Source organism: Chitinophaga caseinilytica (genome assembly GCF_038396765.1).
In the GTDB taxonomy this organism is placed as follows: Bacteria; Bacteroidota; Bacteroidia; order Chitinophagales; family Chitinophagaceae; genus Chitinophaga; species Chitinophaga caseinilytica.
The window spans coordinates 5,603,717-5,624,729 of the sequence record NZ_CP150096.1; the positions used below are offsets into that span (position 1 = coordinate 5,603,717).

Annotated in this window: 20 protein-coding genes; 3 read left to right on the forward strand and 17 right to left on the reverse strand. The window is 55.5% G+C overall.

Annotated elements, in window-relative coordinates; translation table 11 throughout:
* Window position 1: 1 nt before the first annotated feature.
* From WJU22_RS23185 to WJU22_RS23200, 4 genes are read right to left on the reverse strand one after another with little or no spacing between them, the layout of a single operon-like run.
* Window positions 2-442 carry a hotdog fold thioesterase gene (locus WJU22_RS23185; RefSeq protein ID WP_341840553.1) on the reverse strand — a complete coding sequence of 147 codons (441 nt, stop codon included), beginning with the start codon at window positions 440-442 and terminating at the stop codon, window positions 2-4.
* A 13-nt stretch (window positions 443-455) separates the two neighbouring features.
* On the reverse strand, window positions 456-938 hold the full coding sequence (coaD, locus tag WJU22_RS23190; protein WP_341840554.1) for a pantetheine-phosphate adenylyltransferase: 483 nt from the start codon (window positions 936-938) through the stop codon (window positions 456-458).
* Between the two features lie 10 nt (window positions 939-948).
* The gene (locus WJU22_RS23195; protein WP_341840555.1) at window positions 949-1,512 is read right to left on the reverse strand and encodes an RsmD family RNA methyltransferase; all 564 of its coding nucleotides are present in this window, start codon (window positions 1,510-1,512) and stop codon (window positions 949-951) included.
* The gene (locus tag WJU22_RS23200) at window positions 1,503-2,399 is read right to left on the reverse strand and encodes a DUF3822 family protein (RefSeq protein ID WP_341840556.1); all 897 of its coding nucleotides are present in this window, start codon (window positions 2,397-2,399) and stop codon (window positions 1,503-1,505) included. The genes WJU22_RS23195 and WJU22_RS23200 overlap by 10 nt, the downstream gene beginning before the upstream one ends.
* 145 nt (window positions 2,400-2,544) lie before the next feature.
* Between WJU22_RS23200 and WJU22_RS23205 the strand changes: the two genes are divergently transcribed.
* On the forward strand, window positions 2,545-3,879 hold the full coding sequence (locus WJU22_RS23205) for an MATE family efflux transporter (protein ID WP_341840557.1): 1,335 nt from the start codon (window positions 2,545-2,547) through the stop codon (window positions 3,877-3,879).
* A gap of 5 nt (window positions 3,880-3,884) precedes the next feature.
* On the opposite strand, the gene WJU22_RS23210 is transcribed toward WJU22_RS23205, so the two are convergent.
* From WJU22_RS23210 to WJU22_RS23230, 5 genes are all read right to left on the reverse strand, one after another.
* A complete protein-coding gene (locus tag WJU22_RS23210; protein ID WP_341840558.1) occupies window positions 3,885-4,640 on the reverse strand; it encodes a hypothetical protein in 756 nt (251 codons plus the stop codon).
* Window positions 4,641-4,748: 108 nt separating this feature from the next.
* Complete coding sequence (folB, locus tag WJU22_RS23215; RefSeq protein WP_341840559.1) at window positions 4,749-5,099, reverse strand: dihydroneopterin aldolase; 351 nt, start codon at window positions 5,097-5,099, stop codon at window positions 4,749-4,751.
* Window positions 5,100-5,155: 56 nt separating this feature from the next.
* Window positions 5,156-6,103, reverse strand: a complete 948-nt coding sequence (gene trxB / locus WJU22_RS23220; protein ID WP_341840560.1) for a thioredoxin-disulfide reductase — start codon at window positions 6,101-6,103, stop codon at window positions 5,156-5,158.
* A gap of 73 nt (window positions 6,104-6,176) precedes the next feature.
* Complete coding sequence (locus WJU22_RS23225; RefSeq protein ID WP_341840561.1) at window positions 6,177-6,980, reverse strand: hypothetical protein; 804 nt, start codon at window positions 6,978-6,980, stop codon at window positions 6,177-6,179.
* Window positions 6,981-7,142: 162 nt separating this feature from the next.
* Complete coding sequence (locus WJU22_RS23230; RefSeq protein ID WP_109698810.1) at window positions 7,143-8,000, reverse strand: sigma-70 family RNA polymerase sigma factor; 858 nt, start codon at window positions 7,998-8,000, stop codon at window positions 7,143-7,145.
* Between the two features lie 392 nt (window positions 8,001-8,392).
* On the opposite strand from WJU22_RS23230, the gene WJU22_RS23235 reads away from it, so the two are divergent.
* Complete coding sequence (locus WJU22_RS23235; protein ID WP_341840562.1) at window positions 8,393-9,409, forward strand: GntG family PLP-dependent aldolase; 1,017 nt, start codon at window positions 8,393-8,395, stop codon at window positions 9,407-9,409.
* A 71-nt stretch (window positions 9,410-9,480) separates the two neighbouring features.
* Here WJU22_RS23235 and WJU22_RS23240 read toward each other — a convergent pair whose 3' ends face one another.
* On the reverse strand, window positions 9,481-10,017 hold the full coding sequence (locus tag WJU22_RS23240; RefSeq protein ID WP_341840563.1) for a hypothetical protein: 537 nt from the start codon (window positions 10,015-10,017) through the stop codon (window positions 9,481-9,483).
* Between WJU22_RS23240 and WJU22_RS23245 the strand changes: the two genes are divergently transcribed.
* Window positions 10,016-10,246 carry a hypothetical protein gene (locus WJU22_RS23245; RefSeq protein ID WP_341840564.1) on the forward strand — a complete coding sequence of 77 codons (231 nt, stop codon included), beginning with the start codon at window positions 10,016-10,018 and terminating at the stop codon, window positions 10,244-10,246. The two genes, WJU22_RS23240 and WJU22_RS23245, sit on opposite strands and share 2 nt — an antisense overlap.
* Window positions 10,247-10,248: 2 nt before the next feature.
* Here WJU22_RS23245 and WJU22_RS23250 read toward each other — a convergent pair whose 3' ends face one another.
* From WJU22_RS23250 to WJU22_RS23280, 7 genes are all read right to left on the reverse strand, one after another.
* The gene (locus WJU22_RS23250; protein ID WP_341840565.1) at window positions 10,249-11,610 is read right to left on the reverse strand and encodes a TlpA disulfide reductase family protein; all 1,362 of its coding nucleotides are present in this window, start codon (window positions 11,608-11,610) and stop codon (window positions 10,249-10,251) included.
* A gap of 80 nt (window positions 11,611-11,690) precedes the next feature.
* Entirely contained in the window at window positions 11,691-13,205 is a 1,515-nt protein-coding gene (locus tag WJU22_RS23255; RefSeq protein WP_341840566.1) for a PKD-like family lipoprotein, read from the reverse strand.
* Window positions 13,206-13,214: 9 nt separating this feature from the next.
* Entirely contained in the window at window positions 13,215-13,979 is a 765-nt protein-coding gene (locus WJU22_RS23260) for a DUF4843 domain-containing protein (RefSeq protein WP_341840567.1), read from the reverse strand.
* A 19-nt stretch (window positions 13,980-13,998) separates the two neighbouring features.
* Window positions 13,999-15,492, reverse strand: coding sequence for a RagB/SusD family nutrient uptake outer membrane protein (locus WJU22_RS23265; RefSeq protein ID WP_341840568.1), 1,494 nt, complete (start codon window positions 15,490-15,492; stop codon window positions 13,999-14,001).
* 21 nt (window positions 15,493-15,513) lie between these two features.
* Window positions 15,514-18,822 (reverse strand): SusC/RagA family TonB-linked outer membrane protein, encoded by a 3,309-nt coding sequence (locus WJU22_RS23270; protein WP_341840569.1) that lies wholly within the window; start codon window positions 18,820-18,822, stop codon window positions 15,514-15,516.
* 238 nt (window positions 18,823-19,060) lie between these two features.
* Window positions 19,061-20,194, reverse strand: a complete 1,134-nt coding sequence (locus WJU22_RS23275) for a FecR family protein (protein WP_341840570.1) — start codon at window positions 20,192-20,194, stop codon at window positions 19,061-19,063.
* 59 nt (window positions 20,195-20,253) lie between these two features.
* Window positions 20,254-20,832, reverse strand: coding sequence for an RNA polymerase sigma-70 factor (locus WJU22_RS23280; protein WP_341840571.1), 579 nt, complete (start codon window positions 20,830-20,832; stop codon window positions 20,254-20,256).
* Window positions 20,833-21,013 lie beyond the last annotated feature (181 nt).

Consider the following 21,013-nt stretch of genomic DNA (forward strand, 5'->3'; position numbering starts at 1 on the left):
TTTACCCTTCTTTTCTTTTGGCCAGCACGGCTACGGTCAGCCGGCTTACGCAGACCAGCTTGTGATGGTCGTCGGTAATGCGTATGTCCCACACATGCGTGGCGGAGCCGATATGCAGCGGCGTGGCGATGGCATGCACATATCCTTCGCGGACACCGCGGACGTGGTTGGCATTGATCTCCAGGCCTACGCAAATCTGTTTTTCGGGATCGATGATCAGCGCGGAAGCCACGCTGCCCACCGTTTCCGCGAGCGCGGCCGATGCCCCGCCGTGCAGCAGCCCGTAAGGTTGCACCGTGCGATGGTCTACCGGCATCATAGCACGCAGGTAATTCGAGCCGATCTCGGTAAACTCCATCCCTACCCAGGCGCCCATGGTATTGCGACCGTTCTCGTTCAGTTGGTCCAGGGAAATGTCCAGCGAAAACCAGATGGGTTTCATAGCCAAAGTTTTATTAAGAAAGTTTGGAATATTGGAGGGAAGCCGACACTTCTTTCGGCAGGAACTGTGCCGCATCGCCGCCGTTCCGGATCACGTCGCGCACGAGGGTGCTGGCGATGGTCGAGAATTCGGGGGAGCAGGTCAGGAAGATGGTTTCCACTTCGTGGTCCATTTTGCGGTTGATGTCTGCGATCGCTTTTTCGTATTCGAAATCAGCTACGTACCGGATGCCGCGGAGGATAAACCGGGCGCCGATCTGTTTGCAGAAGTTCACGGTAAGCCCTTCGTACGACGTCACTTCCACCGTTGGCTGGTCTTTATAAATCTCGCGCAGCCATTCCACGCGCTGTTCCACCGAAAACATGGGCACTTTGCCGGAATTGACGCCGATGCCGATCACGAGTTTATCGAAAACGGGCAGGGCGCGGTCGATGATATCGGTATGGCCGAGCGTTACGGGATCGAAGGTACCGGGGAAAAGACAGATTCTTTGCATATGGTTTACGTTATTCGCCGGAAGGGGTTTTCAGTTCCTCCCGATTGATGAAAATAGTAAAGATCGTGGTGCCATAGTGCCGTTCCGCACGGAAATAGGGATAATGACGGAAATCGTTCCTGCGGGTATGTTCCAGCACGAACCATCCTTCTTCCTTCAGCAAGCCTTTTTCGAAAACGAGCGTCGGGAGTGCTTCCATGTTGCCCAGTTCGTAGGGCGGGTCGGCGAAAATGAAATCGAACGGGGCGCCGCCCTGCTGGAGGAATTTGAAAGCGTCCATCTTCACGATTTGCGTGCTTACGTCCAGCTGACCGGCTGTTTTGGCGATGAAACCCGCCATGGTATTGTCTTTCTCCACCACCGTCAGGTTCGTGGCCCCGCGGGAGGCCAGTTCGAACGTGATGCTGCCCGTGCCGCCGAAAAGTTCGAGGCAGCGCAGTTCGGGGATGTCGAGATTGTTTTCGATGATATTGAAAAGGCCGCCCTTCGCGATGTCGGTAGTGGGCCGTGTATGCGGCATGTTGGCAGGCGGATGAATGCGGCGCCCGCCCAGTGCGCCACCGATTATACGCATAACGCCAGGGCGTAAAGATTAAAGAATTGATGAGACGGCATGTCTACCATCTTCGGAATGTAGAGGAACCCGTCGGGCCGGTAAACCCACTCGATGCGCGGCAGGAACCGGCTGAGCTCGATGAAAACCTGTGAATCTTTCGTAAGCGCCCCGCCGATCTTGATGCGCGACTTCAGCTCGCTGAGGCCCAGCTGCCGGAGGCTGTTCACGGTGTAATATACGATATCGAGGCCGCCGCGATGGGCGTATTGGTGCTGCATGAGCAATTGTCCGCCCGCGAAAACGGTCAAAGTAAACTGCTGCGCCTGCACTTCGGCATAGGCGATGCCTTCCGGCGCGGTGTGGTCCGCATCCTGGCGGTACGCTTTCAACAGGGCGGTGTTGGCATGCGCCACATCGTCTGTCGAAAATTCCTTGCGCAGGAACCCCAGCATATCCTTATCCACCGAAAAAACGTTCACCAGGCCCATATCCGCCAGTTCATCGGCCAGTACGGCGTCCTGCGTTTTGTGGGGCAGCGCGGCCTGGAGATAATCTTTCCGCAGCTGCTGCTGGTAAAACTCCCGCGGCACGAGGGTGTTCTCGGCCGAGGAGAAAGCGAGCAGCACTTTCTTGAAAGCGGTGAAAAGTAGCCTGTCGGCGTCGAAGATCTGTTCGATCATTTCGAGATCGGCCATGGCAACGGTCCTGGGCTGGTAGCTGTAGCTCTTCAGGGCCAGGAACTTGCGCTGCAGGGGCGCGAGCACGGCATAGCTGAATGTGCCGGAACCGATCATCACCAGCAGGGTGCAGGTGGTGAGGTCTGTTTCCAGCAACGTCGCGTCGTCTATCGCGTAGGTGGGTTGTATGGTATATGCCACGGGCATGATCTGTCTGTTATTCCGCACAATAATAGTTAAAAATGTTGAGAACCACGGCCGCCGGGGCCTGCAAGATGACCGGCGGAGGCCCCGGAGGAATCGTTTTCGTCATTAATTCCTTGCCGCCGCATCCCAAACCGTTATTTTTGCCGGGTTTTTACGGTTTAACTATATGCAAGTCGAAGTAACGAACAGGCAGATCATCAAGATCGCCGGCCCCATATGTCTTTCCCTGATCCTCCCTCAGATCAATCACCTCACCAATGCCGCCTTCCTGGGGCACCTGGGCGAGTTCCCGATCGCAGTGAACGGCATCGCGGGGATTTATACGCTGGTCATTTACATGATCTCCTACGGGATCACGAACGGGATGCAGGTGATGTTTGCGCGGCGGACGGGCGAACAGAACATCGCCGGCATGGGGCCTATTTTCAGCAATGGGCTGGTCCTGTCCATGGGCATGTCGCTCCTCGGTATCCTCATCACCGAAACCCTCGCCCCCGCGTTCTTCCGCGCTTCCCTGCACGACCCGCACATTATCGAAGCGGCGTCGGAGTTCACGCGCATCCGGATCTGGGGGCTCCCCTTCCTCATGCTCATGCGGCTTTGCACCTCCTTATATATCGGTACCGGCAACACGAAGCTGCTGGTGATCATTTCCCTTTTCCAGGAAGTCACCAATATCGTGTTCGACTACGGGCTGATCTTCGGTAAACTGGGCCTCCCCGCACTGGGGCTCAATGGTGCGGCCTACGCCTCCATCCTGGCGGAGATCGCGGGTTTCGCCGCGGCCTGGGTGCTGCTCCTCATCGGTAAATTCAATGTCAAATACGAGCTGTTCGCCCGCCTGCGCCCCACCTGGAGCGGTTGCCGGAGCATCCTGGTGATTTCCGCGCCGCTGGTCGTGCAATACCTGTTCAGCATCGGCAGCTGGCTGATCTTCTTCATATTCATCGAACACCTCGGGCAGCGCCCCCTGGCCATTTCCAATATGATGCGGAGTATTTTCGGGCTGTTCGGGATTTTCACCTGGGCGTTCGGCTCCACCTGCAACACCATGGTTTCCAACCTGATCGGCCAGGGCCGGGAAAACGAGGTCATGACCATGGTCAAAAAGATCACGAAGCTGTCTGTCCTCTGTTCCATCGCCATCTGCCTCATCATCAGTATTTTCCCCACGCTTTGGCTGCGGATCTATACGACAGACGTATCCCTCATGACCGAGGCCCTTCCGTCTATGTACGTATGCATGGTGGTGATGATCCTCGCGTCGGTGACCGCCGTGGTATTCAACGGCGTAACGGGAACGGGCGATACGCGGATCAACCTCGGCATCGAGATCATCGCCGTGATCGCATACCTCACGTATTGCGTGGTGGTAATTGAAAGGATGCACAGCCAGCTGCACTGGGCCTGGTTTGCGGAGTTCGTCTACTGGACGTCGATGGGCTCGCTGGCCTGGCTGTACCTGAAAAGCGGCCGGTGGAAAGGTAAAAAGCTGGCGTAAGGCCGTTATTGCATACTGTCGAGGAGCTTTTTGCACTCGGCTTTGTAACCGGGATCGTCCTGGTAAATGGGCCGGAGGCGCATGGCTTTGTTGAGGATTTCCATGGCCTGGGTTTCCTGGTTGTTCTGCCGGAATGCGATAGCCAGGTCAAGATAGTTGAGGATAAAGGACGGCGTAAGCTGCCGGCATTTCTCGTAATTGGCGATCGCGTCTTCCAGCGTAGCGGCCGGCATTCCGCCGAAAAGCACCTTGGCGGCGGCTTTTTCGATGGAACTGAGGTTATAGATATCGAAATTCCATTTGCCGAGCAGATGGAAGGCTTCGCCGTAGTCGGGTTTGAACTTGATGGCCAGGTCTACGTACTTCTTCACTTCCCTGGCGGCGGCCACTTTCTCCTTGGCGCCGGAAATCTGCGCGATGCGGGCCCAGGCAAGGGCCATGGCGTAGTTGGATTCGGGGTTTTCTACATCCACCTTCATGGCTTCGTAAGCGAATATCTTCGCGTTGTTGAACCATTCCATTTTGGCGGATTTATCTTTCTGGCGGGCGCCTTCACGGCTGCAGATGAGGCTGCTCTGGTTGAGGGCGGTCACGTTGCCGGGGTCTGCCTGGAGGATGTCTTTATATTGTTGCAGCGCCTCGGTCTCCTTCATTTGCAGGGTGAGCTGTTTGGCCTGGGCGAGCGATTCCTCGACCGTTTGGCTGAACGAAGCGAGCGCCAGCAGGGAGGCGCAACACAGTAAAAAGGTTTTCTTAAGCATAGGAACGAATTGAATTTAACAGGTTCCCAAAAATAAGGATTTTCCCAGCCCGGCCGCATGGTGGACATGGTTTCTACACGGACGGCCGGAAATATAACGTTGCCGGCCTCAGTATTGTTTTTCCAAAGCCACGCAGGAGTAAGCCAGGTCTCCTCCGAACGGGGGCGCCTGCTTCCGCAGCGTCACCTTCGAATAGCTGATGACCGGAAAACGCGCCTTCACTTTCTCGGAAATATCGTGCACCACCTGTTCCAGCAACTGCTGCGGCACTTCCATCACTGCCTTCGAAATGGAAAACAGCGCTTCATAGTTCACGGATTCCCCCAGTTGCGAAGGGTGTTCCGGCTCGGGCAACTGCACGAGCACGTCCAGTACGAAATGATTGCCGATGATGCGTTCCTGTTCGTAAAACCCGTGATGGGCGAAGAAACGGACGCTTTCCAACGCAATGGTCAGCATATGAAAAGATTAAAAGGAAAGGGCCGACGTTCCATCGGCCCTTTCGTATGTAAGATTTAGTGTCCTTTAGCGGAAAGGTAACGCTCGGCGTCGAGCGCGGCCATACAACCGCTGCCGGCGGCCGTTACGGCCTGGCGGTAGTTCTTGTCCTGCACGTCTCCGCAAGCGAAAACGCCTTCCACGCTGGTTTTGGTGGTGCCGGGGATGGTTTTGATGTATCCCTGCTCGTCCATGTCCAGCTGGCCGTTGAAGATGCCGGAGTTCGGCTGGTGGCCGATGGCCACGAAGAACGCGCTCACGGGGATCGTTTTCTCTTCTTTGGTCTGGGTATTGAGGATGCGAACGCCTTCCACTTTGTTTTCCCCTACTACTTCCAGGGTTTCTGAGTTCCAGTATACCATGATGTTGGAGGTTTTGAGGACGCGGTCCTGCATTACCTTCGACGCTCTCATTTCATGACGGCGCACGAGCATATGTACGTTGGAGCAGATTTTGGAAAGATAGAGGGCTTCTTCGGCGGCGGTGTCTCCCGCGCCAACGATAGCCGCTTCCTTGCCGCGGAAGAAGAACCCGTCACACACGGCGCAGGCGGAAACGCCGCTGCCGTTGAGGCGTTGTTCGGAGGGCAGGCCCAGCCATTTGGCGGAGGCGCCGGTGGCTATAATGATCGCATCGGCGGTGATGGTCTTTTCTTCATCGATGACAACCTTGAAGGGCTGCGACGAAAAATCTACGGAAGTGGCCATGCCATAGCGGATATCGGCTCCCATGCGGGCGGCCTGTTTTTCGAAGTCCACCATCATTTCCGGACCCTGGATGCCTTCGGGGTAACCGGGATAGTTTTCCACTTCCGTGGTGATGGTGAGCTGGCCTCCGGGCTGGATGCCCTGGTAGAGGACGGGCTTCAGGTTCGCTCTGGCGGCATAGATGGCTGCGGTGTACCCTGCGGGGCCGGAGCCGATGATCAGGACATGTGCATGTTCCTGGTTAGTGTTGTTTTCCATGCTGTTGTTTTCTGCTTGTTGGTTTGGTTTGGTTTTGATTTCGATTATTTAGGGATAATGATCCTTTCATATGTTACGCTGTAGCCACCCCAGTACCCTTTGGCGTTGGAGACGTTACCCTTTGCGCGGGTCGCCGGCCCGAGGGGTCTGCCCCTTTCGCCCAGGCGGTGCCTGCGCTGCGCCAGAAGTCGTACGTATTGTGGTCTACGTTACAGAATTTCAGCCACACGGTGTCCCCTTTCGCCAGGGCGCCCTGCGGGGCGCCGCTCCTGTTCATCCCTTCTCCCAGCTGCACTTCGATGGTGCCTTTGCCGAGGGTTTCGGAAGACAGCGGGTGCATACCCGGCAGGTAATCCCCTCCGTTGCGGGCGGTGAAGTACCGGGCGTACCCGGTGGCGCTGCCGGTGAGGCGAACCTTCAGTCCTGCCGGCCCCCACCATGCCGAATCGAGCCGGAGGCGGTTGGCGGGGATGGTGGTCATGGCGCTGAGGGTTTTCCCTTCCGAACGGATCGTCAAGGTATAACTTTTACCGTTTTCCCCGCGAAAAGCGTGTTGCAATTGCGCAGTGTCTACGGTATATACCCAGAACGGCCGGCCGGCGGCATCCGTCAACCGGTATTCCCGCAGTATTTGCGACTGCGGGCCGTTGGAGACGGAGATCACGGCGCCATGCACCCATTCCCCGGCGTTGCCGGCGGCCAACGTTCCCGCGAAATAGGCGGGGTCGGCGCTGAGCATGACCATGGGGTACCCGTTTTCTTCGATGATGCCTTCCACGACGGGGAGGTTTTCTTCGGTTGACTGTCCTGTCTGTTCCTTTTCACAAGCCGATCCCATCAAATAGAGGAGGACCAGTGTAAAAGATGCCTTTCGCATAAGATTGCAAAAATAAAGGGTTGGGAGGAGAATTACGAATAGGGAAGGTATGAAAGGCGTCTATGGGCCTATAACCGTTCTCTATGGGGTATAAAAAAAGCATCCCGCCGTTTCATAGGCGGGATGCTTTTATCCCAGAATCAATTAATTAATAGGTGTCGATTATCCCAAGTAGGATTTCAGTGCGCCGCTGTAGCGGGCTTTTTGGAGGCGTTTGATGGCCCTTTCCTTGATTTGGCGGATACGTTCCTTCGTCAAATCATACTTCTGTCCTATTTGTTCGATCGTTGCGCCGTTTTCGCCATCCAGACCAAAGTACGCGTTCACGATTTCCGCTTCGCGGGGGCTCAGGGACTTGAGCACGCGGCGGATTTCTTCCCGGAGCGAATCCTGCATCACATCATCATCCGTCACGTCGCCACCTTCCAGGAGGTCGCCCATGGCTACGTCTTCCGCTTCGTGTACCGGAGCGTCGAGAGACATGTGGCGGGTATTGCTCTGGAAGATATTGTTGATCTCCGACTCAGACATTTCCAGGATTTCGGCGAGCTCTTCGGTAGAAGGTTCGCGTTCGTTTTCCTGTTCGAATGCCATGTAAGCTTTATTCGCTTTGTTGTAAGTGCCGATTTTATTCTGCGGCAGGCGGACCAGACGGCCTTGCTCTGCCAAAGCCTGCAGGATGGACTGGCGGATCCACCATACGGCGTAAGAGATGAATTTGAAACCCTTGGTTTCGTCGAACCGTTGTGCCGCTTTGATCAACCCTAAATTGCCTTCATTAATGAGGTCGCTAAGGCTTAAGCCCTGGTGCTGATATTGTTTGGCGACGGATACAACGAACCGGAGGTTCCCGGTCGTCAATCTTTCGAGAGCGCGCTGGTCCCCCATTTTAATACGTTGGGCCAGTATCGTCTCTTCCTCTGGAGTTAACAAAGGGATCTTCGAGATTTCCTGGAGGTATTTTTCTACCGCCTGCGAATCACGATTGGTGATCTGGGTGGCAATTTTAAGTTGCCTCATATGACTAAAAGTATTGGTTTACGAATATTATACTAACAAGCCGAAAGATAATTTTGTTGTAACATTTAAATGGTATATCTTACACGGTTGCGAAATTAGCCTGCAAAGATCGTGCTAATCCCCCACTCTTCCAAATATCACTGATATGGTTTTGATCTTGGGTTACGGACCGGGGTAAGATGCCTGTTACGCATTCATTGTCAATGATCGGGCACATTGTCATAACGGCATTTCTGCTTGTTCACTATAACAAAGTACATTGTATAAACGGATTTTAATAGCTTTTTAGTCGCTATTTTCAGGGCTTTATGCAAATTTTAACAATTGAAAAATATCTCAATTCAAATTAACATTCTCTCTAATTTATTCATCTTCTCATTGCAATTTTTTCAATGGATTTCAGAAGCGACACATTCACACAACCCACCCCTCCCATGCTGGAGGCCATGCTGAAAGCCCCCACGGGCGACGATGTTTTCGGAGAAGACCCTTCCGTCCGCGAACTGGAAGCCAGGATGTCAGCCCTTTTTGACATGGAGGCAGCTCTTTACTGCCCTTCCGGCACCATGAGCAACCAGATCGCCATCAAAGTGCACACCCGCCCCGGCGATGAAGTCATCTGCTCTTCCCTCGCACACGTCTATATCTACGAAGGCGGCGGCATTGCCTTCAACTCCGGTGCCCAGGCCCGCCCCATCGAAGGCGACCGCGGCATGATCTCCGCCGCCGATGTGGCAGCGGCCGTCAATCCGACAGACGATGACCACAAGGCCACCACCTCCCTCGTTTGCCTCGAAAACACCTCCAACCGCGGCGGCGGATGCTGCTACGATTGGGACGAGATCCTCCGCATCCGCGAAACCTGCAACGAGCACAATCTCCGACTTCACCTCGACGGCGCCCGCCTGTTCAACGCCCTCCTCGCCACCGGCCAACCGGCGGCGGATTACGGGCGTACGTTCGACAGTATCTCCGTTTGCCTCAACAAAGGCCTCGGCTGCCCCATCGGGTCTGTACTGCTCGGCTCCGCCGCATTCATCCGCGAAGCCAAACGCGTCCGCAAAAAACTCGGCGGCGGCATGCGGCAGGCCGGGTATATGGCCGCAACCGGCATCTATGCGCTCGATCATCATATCGACCGCCTCGCCGAAGACCACGCTCACGCCAAAACCATCGCGGCGGCATTGCTGGAACAGTCGTTCGTCGGGCATATGCTCCCCGTGGAAACGAACATCCTCATTTTCGCTGTGCATGGCGACTGGACGCCCGTCAAGTTCCGCGATTACCTCGCCAAACACGGCATCCGCGTCATGGCCATCTCTCCCACCCAGGTACGCATCGTCACCCACCTCGGCATCACCGCCGATATGGTAAAGCATACCGTGGAAGTGATCCGGTCTATGTCGTGATGCGCGAATAATAAGACAATCGGAACGGCCGGCCGGGTGAACCCTGGCCGGCCGTTCGTGTGTTAATTTTTTTATAACGCCGCGATGCCGTAATAGCGCAGCACTGCGGCATAATCGCTATAGTCGGCCAGGGGCGCCTGGCGCGCGTTCACCATCGTATTTGCGGGCACCACAAATATGCGCAGCTTCCTGAATTTCACCTGCGTCGCATATGCAGCGCCGGCCAGCGTCATGAGGCGGATGGCTACGGTATAGCGCGAGGGCGAGGTACCGGACTGATAGGTCAGGAACCGCGTTTCGTACAGCGAGCCGGAGCCAACGCCGGGCATGGGGTACCAGGCGGATTCCAGTTCCGTTTCCGGGTTATAGAACACCAATATCATGCTGGAATCCATTTTCCCGCGCGATACGTCGATCGTGAGGTTGATCGCGGAGGTGATGGTCTGCGGGCCGAAGTTGAACACCATAACGTTGGCGTTGCCGTCTTTCCCGTTGTCGCCCTTCGGGCCGGGGTCGCCTTTCTTCGAACAGGCGGAAACGAACAGGAGGAAGAGCATGGGAACGAGCGCACCGTACCGGCGCAACGTGCTTGTGAATTGTTTCTTCATGGGAAATATGCGGGATTTTGAATGTTTCGAGGTATTCGGGGCGGCACGGGTTCCGGAAAACGACGGCAAAATTAATCGCCTTTCCCGGCTTTCAAATACAAGAATGAAAACCGGCGCATTTCATCGTATTGGCGGGGCTGAAAACGAAATAGCCGGGGTAACGGGCCATAAAAAAAGCGGCGCCAAAATTAGCGCCGCCAGTTTATGTCATTTCAATCTTTCTAACTAAAACTATTTTGCGTTGGCCGTAGCCAGCAGTAACTGTTTGAGCTCGGGTGTCGAAGGGCGCGGCGCGTCTACCGTTACGATAGCGCCTTGTTTATCGAACACGAGGAACCGGGGGATGCCGGTGATCCTGTAATAATCGGTGAACTCTTTCCAGCCGCCGGCAAACAGTTGAATGCCGCCGAGCTGTTCCTTCTTCACGAAATCTTCCCATTTCTGCTTGTCCTTTTCCACATCCACCGAAATGCTCACGATCTGGATGTCGGTATTACCCTGCAGTTCTTCTTCGAGTTTTTTCAGATGCGGGATTTCCGCCTTGCAGGGGCCGCACCAGGTAGCCCAGGTGTCTATCAATACCACTTTGCCTTTCAGGCTTTCCATGGTCACGGTTTTACTGTTAATGTCGGGATAGGAGAAGTTGAAGGATTTGGCGCCTTTCGCAAAGGAGGCCAATCCCATTTCCGCACGCTTGTACCGCGCTTTCAGCGAGTCGGTAACCAGCAGGTGCTGATAAGGCTTCATGGCTTCGATGAGCGTAGACTGGTCGCGGTAACCGCCGAGGCCGTTTACGAGGAAAAATCCTTTCAGCGTATCGTTCTCCAGTCCTTTCATCATGTCATCCTTGCCTGGTTTTACGCCCGTTCCCATAAGGCGGTACATGGCGTAGGCGTTCATCCGGCGGAGGCCGTCGCCCAGCTGGAGCACGCGGGTATCCGCATATTTCCCGGGTTGAACGATCTGGCGGTAGTAGGCAGGATAATCTTCCTGTTTCGGATGTTTGGTGCGGGGCATGAAGAGGAAGTTGACCGCCGCTGCGTCTACGTCATTCACCACGAGGTAGCGCATCAGCTCATCGAACCGCTTGTTGCCGCTGCTTTTCATGGATTTGCGGAAAGCTTCGAACTTCGGGATGAAGGATTCGAAGACGGGGAAGAAATCTTCATAAGTGCCGCGGTACTGGATGCCGCTCCAGGATGGGATGGCGATATCGTCGTACACATTTTGCCAGGCCGCGAGGGCCTGATTTTCTTTGGAGCCCCCGCGCACGGCGGCTTTCGATCCTTTAATGTCCATCTCGATGGTGGACGCGCCTTTCAGGTAAATGCGATGACTGAGGTTGTTTACGTTCGCGTTGTCCGACACGTAATAAAACCCTTCTTCCGGATCGGCTACGGCGAAAGCGAAAGTTCCTGCGGCGGAGGTTTTCACGGTAGCCACCTGTGCCATGGCGCCGTCTTCCGCGCGGAAGAGGTACATGGTTTTAGGGTCTTTGGCGTCCGTAACGCCCTGGATGTAAGTAGTGGGCGGGATGGCGGCGAAGCTGTGCAGGGAAGCGGCCATCGCAGCCAGGAGGCATATTTTCTTCATGATCGTACTTTAAAAATGGTGCAGGCTTTGCGGCCTGCACCTTCGTGGATTTGATATGACTGGTTTCTGATGCTGCTGCATTACAGGTTGTTGGCGCGCGTCCTGAAGGCGATGCCCACCGGCTCGGCGAACCCGCCATGTGCGATGGTAGGCGTCACCTGGGGCGTGGCGCCCTGGTTGTTGGTCTTGAAGAACCGCAGGGTACCGCCGGTCTCAGGTTTCGCCGGGTTGAAAGTGGCCACCAGCAAGCTGCCGCGGTACGGCTGGTACATCGGTACTTTGTCTGTCACGTTTTCCGGGAAATACATGTACGTGATCCTTTCCCCGAAATCCTGTACCAGCTGTTCCCGGTTGGCATCGGGCAGGTACGCGTAGAGCTTGCTGCCGTTGCTGTAATAAAGGGTAGCGTGGGTGGGATCGGTGGCGATGTATTTCGCTGCTGCGAAATCGGCACCTACGTTCATCTTCTGGAAAATCGGCTGGTTGCCGGTTGCGATGTCGAACATGGAGTACCAGTATTCACCTGCGGCATTCTTGAACACCGCGAAGGTATTGCCGCCGTATGCGTTGCGGCTCATCCATACGAGGTCCATCTTCACATCGCTGAAGTCGAACTTCGCAGAAGAGGACGTAACGAGCAGGCTGGCGTAGTTTTCCTTGCCGGTAGACGTAATGCCGACGCGGGCGAAGCGGCGTTTCTGGGTGTCGAACATCAGCAGGTAGTCGGAATACAATGTTTTCACGAAGCTGAAATGCTTGCTGGGCTTGAAGGGGAAGGGCTCGTCCTTCACATGGTTCGACGGAGCGTTCAGGATAAACAGGGCAGTATTGGTATAGATGTAGATATCGTCGTTGAGGTACATCGCGTAGCTCCATTGCAACGACCAGAACGCCTCCGGCGCGAATTTCTCCGGCAGCTTGCCGAAGCAAAGGAAGGAAAGCGCCTTGTTGGCAGACCATTTCAGCGTATTCCGCTCCAGCGAGTTGGTGCCGGTCGTCGTAGAAATGAAGAACTGGTAATCAGAGACCTTGCTGGCGGTATGCATGCCCAGGGGCTTGCCGATGGGCCGGGGATAATCCGAATTGAAAGCAGTAAGCACATCGGCATACAGCTTCGTGGAATCGGGATTGGAGCCGTTGAACGCGAGGAGATCGAGGCGGGAGGAATCGCCCAGCGCGCCCAGCACGAAGAACCCTTCATAAGCGGCGGTGGTCACGGTCAGTTTGAACTTCTTCTCGAACCCGACCTTCGTCTGCTTATCCGTTACATACAACACCGCTTTGTAAACGCCTACGTTGAGATTGTCTACCGGTTTGTTGAAATCGCGCGTGGTGTTGATGGTCTGCACGTTCGTCGGCGACAGCTCCACCACCCATTTGTACGCATAGCGGGCGGTATCGGAACCATCGCCCGCGTCTTGCGTAAAATTGATTTCGGGCCGCAGTTTCAGCGTATCGCCGAGTTTGGTGAATACTTCTTCCGGCAGTGTGATCGCGGCTTCGTTGATCGATTTATAGTCGTAATTCCCTTTGTCTTTCATGCACGCGCTTCCCAGAACGGCAGCTGCGGCGGTAAGGAAAATATATTGCTTCATGTTGATGAATTACTGGTTAGCGATAAAGGATCCCATGGTCATTTTAGACCCGTCTTCCTCGAAAACAGGCGTTCCGGCGGCGTCCATGTCCTGCAGGTAGCGGTGCATGGCGTTGGCGCCCGACGTTACGAAGTTGATGCCGGAAGTGGGGCCGTACGGCGGGTTGAAATCCGCTTCGAAATTGAACCCGAACAGGTCGGTCATCAGTCTTGCCTTTTTCGCGGTGAACACCCCGAAATATGCGTCCAGCCATCTTACCGGCTGAATGGCGCGGGCGGTCACGAACACGCGAAAAACATGGAACGGGATGATCCGGTTGTCTACTTTCCGGCTGGCCATATCGGTCTGGAAATACTGGTTCGGCACCAGTTTCAGGCGCATCAGGAGGTTGTTCGCCTTCATATCTTCCGTGCGGAACAGTTTAACGAACAGCGTATCGTTGAGCGAGTTGGCCCGGATCACGGCGGATGCGATGCTCATATGTTTGCCGAATTCCGCGGTGGAACCGGTATCTGCGACAACATCGAACGCCCGGTCGATCGGTTGCGCCTTTCCCGCCACGCTTACCGGGATGGGCAGGATCACGGTATCGCCCTTCACGTACATGAACGTAAAGTTGATGGAGTCGAACGGCGCCGGTTCCCTACCGGTTGTTCCACGCGCGCTTTTGAAGTAAATGGTATTGCCTTCGTCGTAATGCACGAGCGGCGATTTCTCGCAGGCTGCCAGCATCGTGGCTACGGCCACCGGTAACAGGTATAATAATTTTTTCATTATGCTGATGGATTGAAGGTTATTGGTAATAGCTTTCACTTTCCGGCAGAGGCACCACGTACTGCGTGCGGGTCATCGTCTGGAGGTTGGCAGTGCCGGTCGATCCCGTGCCATTGGCTTTGAGGATGCGCGCGGTATTGGTGCGCTTGTAGAAGAAGAACAGTTGTCCTTCCCCATACATTTCTTTCGCATACTCCTTCTGGATTTCCGTCTGGCGATTGGTCGTCAGCGGATCTTCGGTAAGCCCCCGCGCACGGCGCACCGTGTTCAGCAGCTGGAAACCGGTAGCATCGTCGGGCGCGCATTCCGCAGCAATGTAATAGATCTCGCTTTTGCGCAGCATCGGCATCCGGAAACGGAACTGCACGTTCACGCCATCCACGTTATTGAATTTGCGAAGGGTTTTATACCCGAAAGTGGCGCCAGGAGGCACGTCCCACCAGCTGAAGTTCCGCAGCGTGGAAAACCGGTAGTCCGTCTGCACTTTACCTTCGTAGGTATTGTTGAGGCGGGTGGTATTGGGCGCCCACATCACGTCCGATTTCACATCGCCCCCATACAGCTTTCTCGACCAATCATATAGGTTCGGCACGTTCAGCGAAAAGATCACTTCCCGGCTGAAAGTCCTGTCGATGGGATTGGAGGCCGTATCTGCGTTCATCCAGGGGAATTCGCCGTCCATTTTGCCGATGAGCTCCGTAGCCACTTCATACGCCGCTGTTTTCGCGTTGCGGTACAGCAGGGCGCGGGCTTTGAGGGCTTTGGCGGCGTACCAGTTCATGCGCAGGTTGCGCATACGGGTGTAGTCGAGCCCATCGTTCAATATCTTGTCCTGTTTGCCGGTGGTCAGCACCGGGTCTGCGCCGAGGTGCGCGATGGCGCGGTCGATATCGGTCAGCACGCTGTCCATCACTTCATTAGCGGGCATGATGGGCTTTACGTTGGGCGTGGCGGTGGTATAATACGGAACGGAAAGCGCCGTGCTGTCTGTGAGGTATATGGGGCCGAAGACGCGCAGCATGTCGAACTGGATCATGGCGCGCAGCCCGTACAGTTCACCACGGTACAGCTTTTCTTCCGCCGCATCGAGCACGTTGGGATATTTTTCGAGATTGACGAGGAACATGTTGATGTTCAGTACCGTCCTGTATGCCTGGGTCCAGGCGTTCAGCATTTGTTCTTTCAGCGTCGGGTTGGCGTAGTCGTAATTTACGTAAGACAGCGCGGGCGTGCCGTTGGAAACGCCGGCCGGGCCGCCGCCGGTATTGAGGATGCTGCCGGAATACAGCTGCCCCAGCGCATCGATGGCCGTCATGGTCATGTATTCGCCGTAGAGCGATTTAGCGGCCACGTTGCTGTAGATACCATTGAGGGTGTTGCGGATGTTGTCGGGATTGGTGAACACCTTGTCTTCCAGCACGCGGTCGTTCGGCTCCACGTCTACCCACTTTTTGCAGGAGGAGAAGAGGGCCAGTGCGCCGAGTACGTATATGCTGATGAATGTTTTTTTCATGTTGATGTAGCTTTTTCTCGTTTAGAAACTGGCGTTAACAGAAAGTGAACCGGAGCGGGTGAAAGGGTATTCCGTACCTCTTTCGGCCCTGATGGTGGACCAGCGCACGAATTCGTTCATATAGGCGTTGACGCGGAGGTTTTTCAGGCCGAGTTTGCTGATCCATTTTGCCTGGCTGAATTCGTAGCCTACGCTGATGGATTCGCCGGTAAACGTATTCTCCTTCTGTACGAAGCGGGACGTTACGTACGTCTGGATCGTTGATCCGCCCAGTTCGCCGAAGCTGCGGAAATCTGCGATATCGCCGGCTTTCTGCCAGCGGTCGTACAGCGCGCGGCGGTCCTGGTTCAGGAACACGCCTTCCGCATCGATGTTTTCCACTTTATCGAACAGCGCGGTATTGATGGCCTGTCCGCCGAGGCGATAACGGAAGTTCACCGAGAAGCTGAACCCTTCGTACATGAAGCCCGTTCCTACCACACCTTCCACGGTGGGCCTGGAGGAGCCTACCTTGCGGAGGTCTTTCGCGTCATAGATAATGGTACGATCGCCATTGAGCTTCAGGAACACTTCCTTTCCGCTGCCGGGGTCGATGCCGATGGAGCGCACAGACCAGAGGTCGTATTGGCTGAACCCGTCCTGGTAGCGGCGGAACTGCGATTCGAGGAGGGAATCGCTGGCGAACTTGCTGTTTTCCTGCTCGAGGGAGTTCCCCAGGCCGGTGAACTTACTGTCTTGCCAGATGCCGTTCAGCGTCACGATCCAGGATGCGCGGTGTTTCACGTCAGACCAGGGCGTGATGCGCGCGGTCACTTCCACGCCGGAGTTGCGCAGGCCGCCCATATTGATGTTATAGGTTTTGTAACCGGTGGAGGGCGGCATGGTGAGCGGTACCACCATATCGTCCGTATACTTCTTGAAATAGTTCACCGTGGCGTTGATCCGCGATTTGAAGAGCGACAGGTCGAAGCCCATGTTGGTGTTGGTAGTGATGGGCCACATCAGGTCGGGGTTGCCCACGGTGCCCAGCTCGAGCGATTGCCCCATGGCCACGTTGTACAGCGCCGCGTAGGTATATACCGAAGTGGAGCCGAGGCCGGTGTAGCTTTGGTTACTGTTGGTACCCGCGTTGATGAAGAGTTTCAGGCGGTTGATGACGGGGATCGCACGCATGAAGGGCTCGTTGTGGAGGTTCCAGCCCGCACCCAGCGACCAGAACGCATGTTCCGACTGGTTGGAGCCGAACGAAGTGGAAGCGTCGTACCGGAACGATGCATCCGCCAGGAACCGGTTCTGCCAGGTATAGTTACCGGAAGCGATGCCGGAAGCCGAACGGAAAACGGCGTCTACGTACGTCGGCAGTTTTTTCTCGGTATCGTAGCTGGTGCCCGTGCCCGGATTGCCGTTGCTGCCGAAGGGGAAGCCCCGCACGATGGTGGTGAGCCCGTTCGTTTTGGACTCGGTAGCGTCTCCGCGAAGGTTGAGCGACACCTGGTGCCCGCCGCGGAGGATTTTACCGTAGTTCAGCGCGAGGTAGCTCTGCCAGGAGGTTTTGCTGGATTCCTTCGAGGTGAAACGGCCTTTCAGGTCGTTGACCATCTGCTCGAACTCCGCGTTCCTCGGGTCTTTGAAGCTTTCATCGTTGCTGTTGTCTACCGTAAAGCTCACACCGGCGATGGCCTGGAGCCCGTCTGCGAGGTTATACTGGATCGCCAGGTTGTCGGTAAAGATCTGCTGCTTACCCATGCTGTAGCTGCGCAGGGTAGCGTCGTACAGCGGGTTGCGGACGTTGTTGGTCGCCTTCCGCCCGTCTGACGTCATTTCCAGGAATTTGGAAACATTGCCCTTCTCGTCATACATTTTGTAGTACGGGTTGGTATGCGCGAAATCCTTGAAATTGTAGGGCGATTCGTCCGATTTCACACCGGTGAAGAACGCCTTGTTCGAGATATTGAATTTGCCTTTGCGGTAAATCAGGTCGAGGTTCACGCCGTAAGTGTTACGGCCGGAACCTTTCATCACGCCTTCGTTGCGGCGATAGTTGGCGCCGATGCCGTAGCGCACTACGTCGTCCCCACCGTCTGCATACACGGAATGGCGCTGGGAGAACGCGTTTTTCAACGGCGCTTTCAGCCAGTAGGTATTAACACCCTGCGCCACGAGGCCCATGCGGCGGTTGTACATACTGTCCAGCTCAAGCTGGGTGGGGTTGCCGAGGAAAGCCTTGTATCGGCCTGCGAGGCGTTCGAACTCCAGTTTCTCTGCCGCGTCCATGAGGTTGTAATCGCGCAGGTCGGGAGAATCGAAAGTAAGGTCGGAGGTATAGGAAAGGCGCATCTGGCCGGGCGTAGGCTTGCGGGATTCGATCACCACTACGCCGTTGGCGGCTTTGGCACCGTATATGGCGGTGGAAGCGGCGTCTTTCAGCAGGGTGATGCTGGCCACGCGGTTGATATCGAGGTCCACTACCTGTTGCAGCGTCACTTCGAAACCGTCGAGGATGAATAAAGGTTGGTTGGGATCGATGCCCAGTTGGGAGTTGAAGGAGGAGATACCGGTCTGGCCGCGTACTTCCACCTGCGGGCGGGCATTCGGGTTGGAGCCGAATGCGTTGTTGGGCACCACGTTGAACGAGGGGTCCAGCGTGCGGAGGGATTTCACCACATCCTGGTTACCGACGGATTTCAATTGTTCGCCGGTAAAAGTAGCGGTAGCGCCCGTAAAGCTTTCCTTTTTACGGTTGAACAGACCGGTGGTGATCACCACTTCTTCGATCTGCTGCGACATGCGTTCCAGCTGAATATTCAGCTTCGCGCCTTTCACCGCGATTTCCTTCTGTTTGAAGCCGATCATCCGGACGATGAGGAATCCGTCTTGCGGAACGTTCTTCAGGACGTAATTCCCTTTTTCGTCGGTGTACGTGGCGTTCTGCGTGCCTTTCACGACAACAACGGCGCCTTCCACGGGCTGGCCTTTATCGTCTGTCACGCGGCCGCTCACGTCGGTGTTTTGCGGCGCCTGGGCGGTAGCTTTGCGAATGGGCGCGGCTTTCACGACGATGTACTGCCCCTGGCGCGACCAGGTAAGGGGTTGATCTTCGAAACTGGCGTCCATCGCCTGTTCCAGCGGAGCATTGCTCACGTTCAGCGTTACCGGTTTTGCGGCCAGGAGTTCCGTTTTCGTGTACACGAAACTAATACCGGTCTGTTGCTGCACCTTTCGGAAAATCAGTTCCAGCGGTGCGTTTTTTTCCGCCAATGTGACGTTCTGCGCCATCAGCGCAACGCTCCCCTGCAAGCATAAAAGCAGGGTGATCCAAAATCCTTTCATGTGCGTTTTGAGTTGGTTGATTAAAAAGTTCCCCCGTGCGCCGCATCACACATGCAGCGCCCCGTCTCCCGTTTTCCGGAAGAAAAAATTTGTCCTTCTTGTTACATGAACCGGCTGATGCGGTTAGAAAAATGTTGTACCTGTTCCCCCTCTGCGATGCTATTGTCCCCGAATGTCTCTAAAGTCCTTGTTCTGTCTGAATAATGTGTATGTCGCTAGTCCGATTTTCCCGATTCAATTATGGCTTCACCGTCACGCGCTTTCCGTTGACCGTGAAATGCACGCGGTTGGTCATTTCCAGCAGCTTCAGAATGTCTTCCAGCTGCGCATCCCGCGGGATGTCTGCCACGAAGAGGTGCTGAATATCGCCCTGGTATTCTGTTTCTATATCGTACCAGCGTTCGAGCTGGCGCATAATGGTTTTGATATCTGTGCCATGGAAGCGGAAATAGCCGTCTTTCCACGCCGTGGCGGCTTCCAGGTCGGCATCGTGGATGGTCACGTTCCCGTCGTCCCCGGCTATGGCCTGTTGGGAAGGGCGCAGGATAACGGGGTTGCCGCCTGCGCTGAATTGCACCTTGCCGGAAACGAGGGTGGCTACGATGCGGGGGTCAGTTGTATAGGCGGATATGTTGAAAGCCGTGCCCAGCACGCGAATGGCGGCTTTGTCGTTCACGCTCACCACAAAAGGCTGCGCTTCGCTGGCTTTTACTTCGAAATAGGCTTCGCCGGATACGGTCACTTTTCTTTCGTTTTCCGTAAACCGGGCGGGGTAGCGGATGGAGGATGCGGCGTTCAGCCAGACTTTCGTACCGTCTGACAGGGTGAGGCGGAATTTGCCGCCTGCCGGGGTTTTGAGGGTGTTGTAGACGGGCTCTCCGCTGGCGGTGCCTTCGTCGTTATAGGTGAGCGCATCGCCTCCCGCCGCCAGCAATGCTCCGCCCTGGCTGGGTGGCAATGTACCGGCGGAATCGCCCAGTACTACCACTTGTCCGTTGGCGAGTGTGAGGGTAGCCACGTCTTTACCGGGCTGCGGTACGGGTTCCTGCTTCACGCGGGTGGCCAGCTGGGGCTTTTCGGGCTGGAGCATCCACCAGGCCGCACCGGAAAGTACGACCACAGCTGCCGCAGCGGCGGCGCGGCGCACCCAGAGGCGGCGGACCGGCGTGGTTTTCAGCGGTGCGATACCTGCGTTCTCCAATACCTTCGCCAGCATCTGCACGCGCATGGCTTCGTCTTCCTCCGCGTTGGGCACGGGGGCGGATTGCTGCTGCATACTGTTGTAATAGGCGTCCAGCAGGCGCTTTTCTGCGTCTGTGGCGGTGCCGTCCAGGTAGCGGTCGATCAGTGTGGCTAAGGTTTGCTTGTTCATCGCTATGTACTTTAGTACCACTCATGCGGCGGTACCCTACGGTTGATAAAAAAATTTTCTCAGGGGATGATGGCGAACATGGCGTCGCGGAGGCGGGAGCGAAGCACTTTCAGGGTGGCGGTCATTTTCTTTTCCACGGTTTTCACGGAAATCTCCATTTTCACGGCGATCTCGCGGTAAGGGAGCTTTTCTTCCCGGCTCAGGAGGAAAATCCGCCGCGCATCTGCCGGCAGCGAAGCCAGGATCTCGCGCACGAGCCCGTCCAGCTCCTTGAAAAGCAACGGCTGCTCGTCGAGCAGTTCGGAAGAGGTTTCCATCAAACGGTCGTAAAAACGCTCGTCGATCTTCTGGTCGCGGATGGCTTTGAAAACCTGGAAACGGATGGCCTGCTGCAGCCAGGCATTGGGATAGGCGATCTCCAGCTCGTGCCGGCGCACCCAGAGCTGGGTGAAAACGTCCTGCACCAGGTCGCGGCTCACATCGTCGCGGCGGAGAATATTCAGTGCGGTAAGGTAAAGGTTACGGTAATGACGGTTGAAGAGTGCGGTAAAAGCTGCCGCATCGTTGGCTTTGATGCCCAGCATCAAATCATGGTCGGTATTTTGCGCATAACTCGTCATTTCCAACAAAAACGCCACAAGTTACCTTGTTATTCGACGCGTAATGCGTATTATTTTGCAGATTTCCGGTATTTTTTTCACAAAATACGCGTTTCAACACCTATCTTGAAAAGAAAATCGGCGGATCCGGGCAAATATGCCCCTGAAATTCGGAATACATCCGATATTCAATATTTTTGCATGCCTAAAACGACATAGC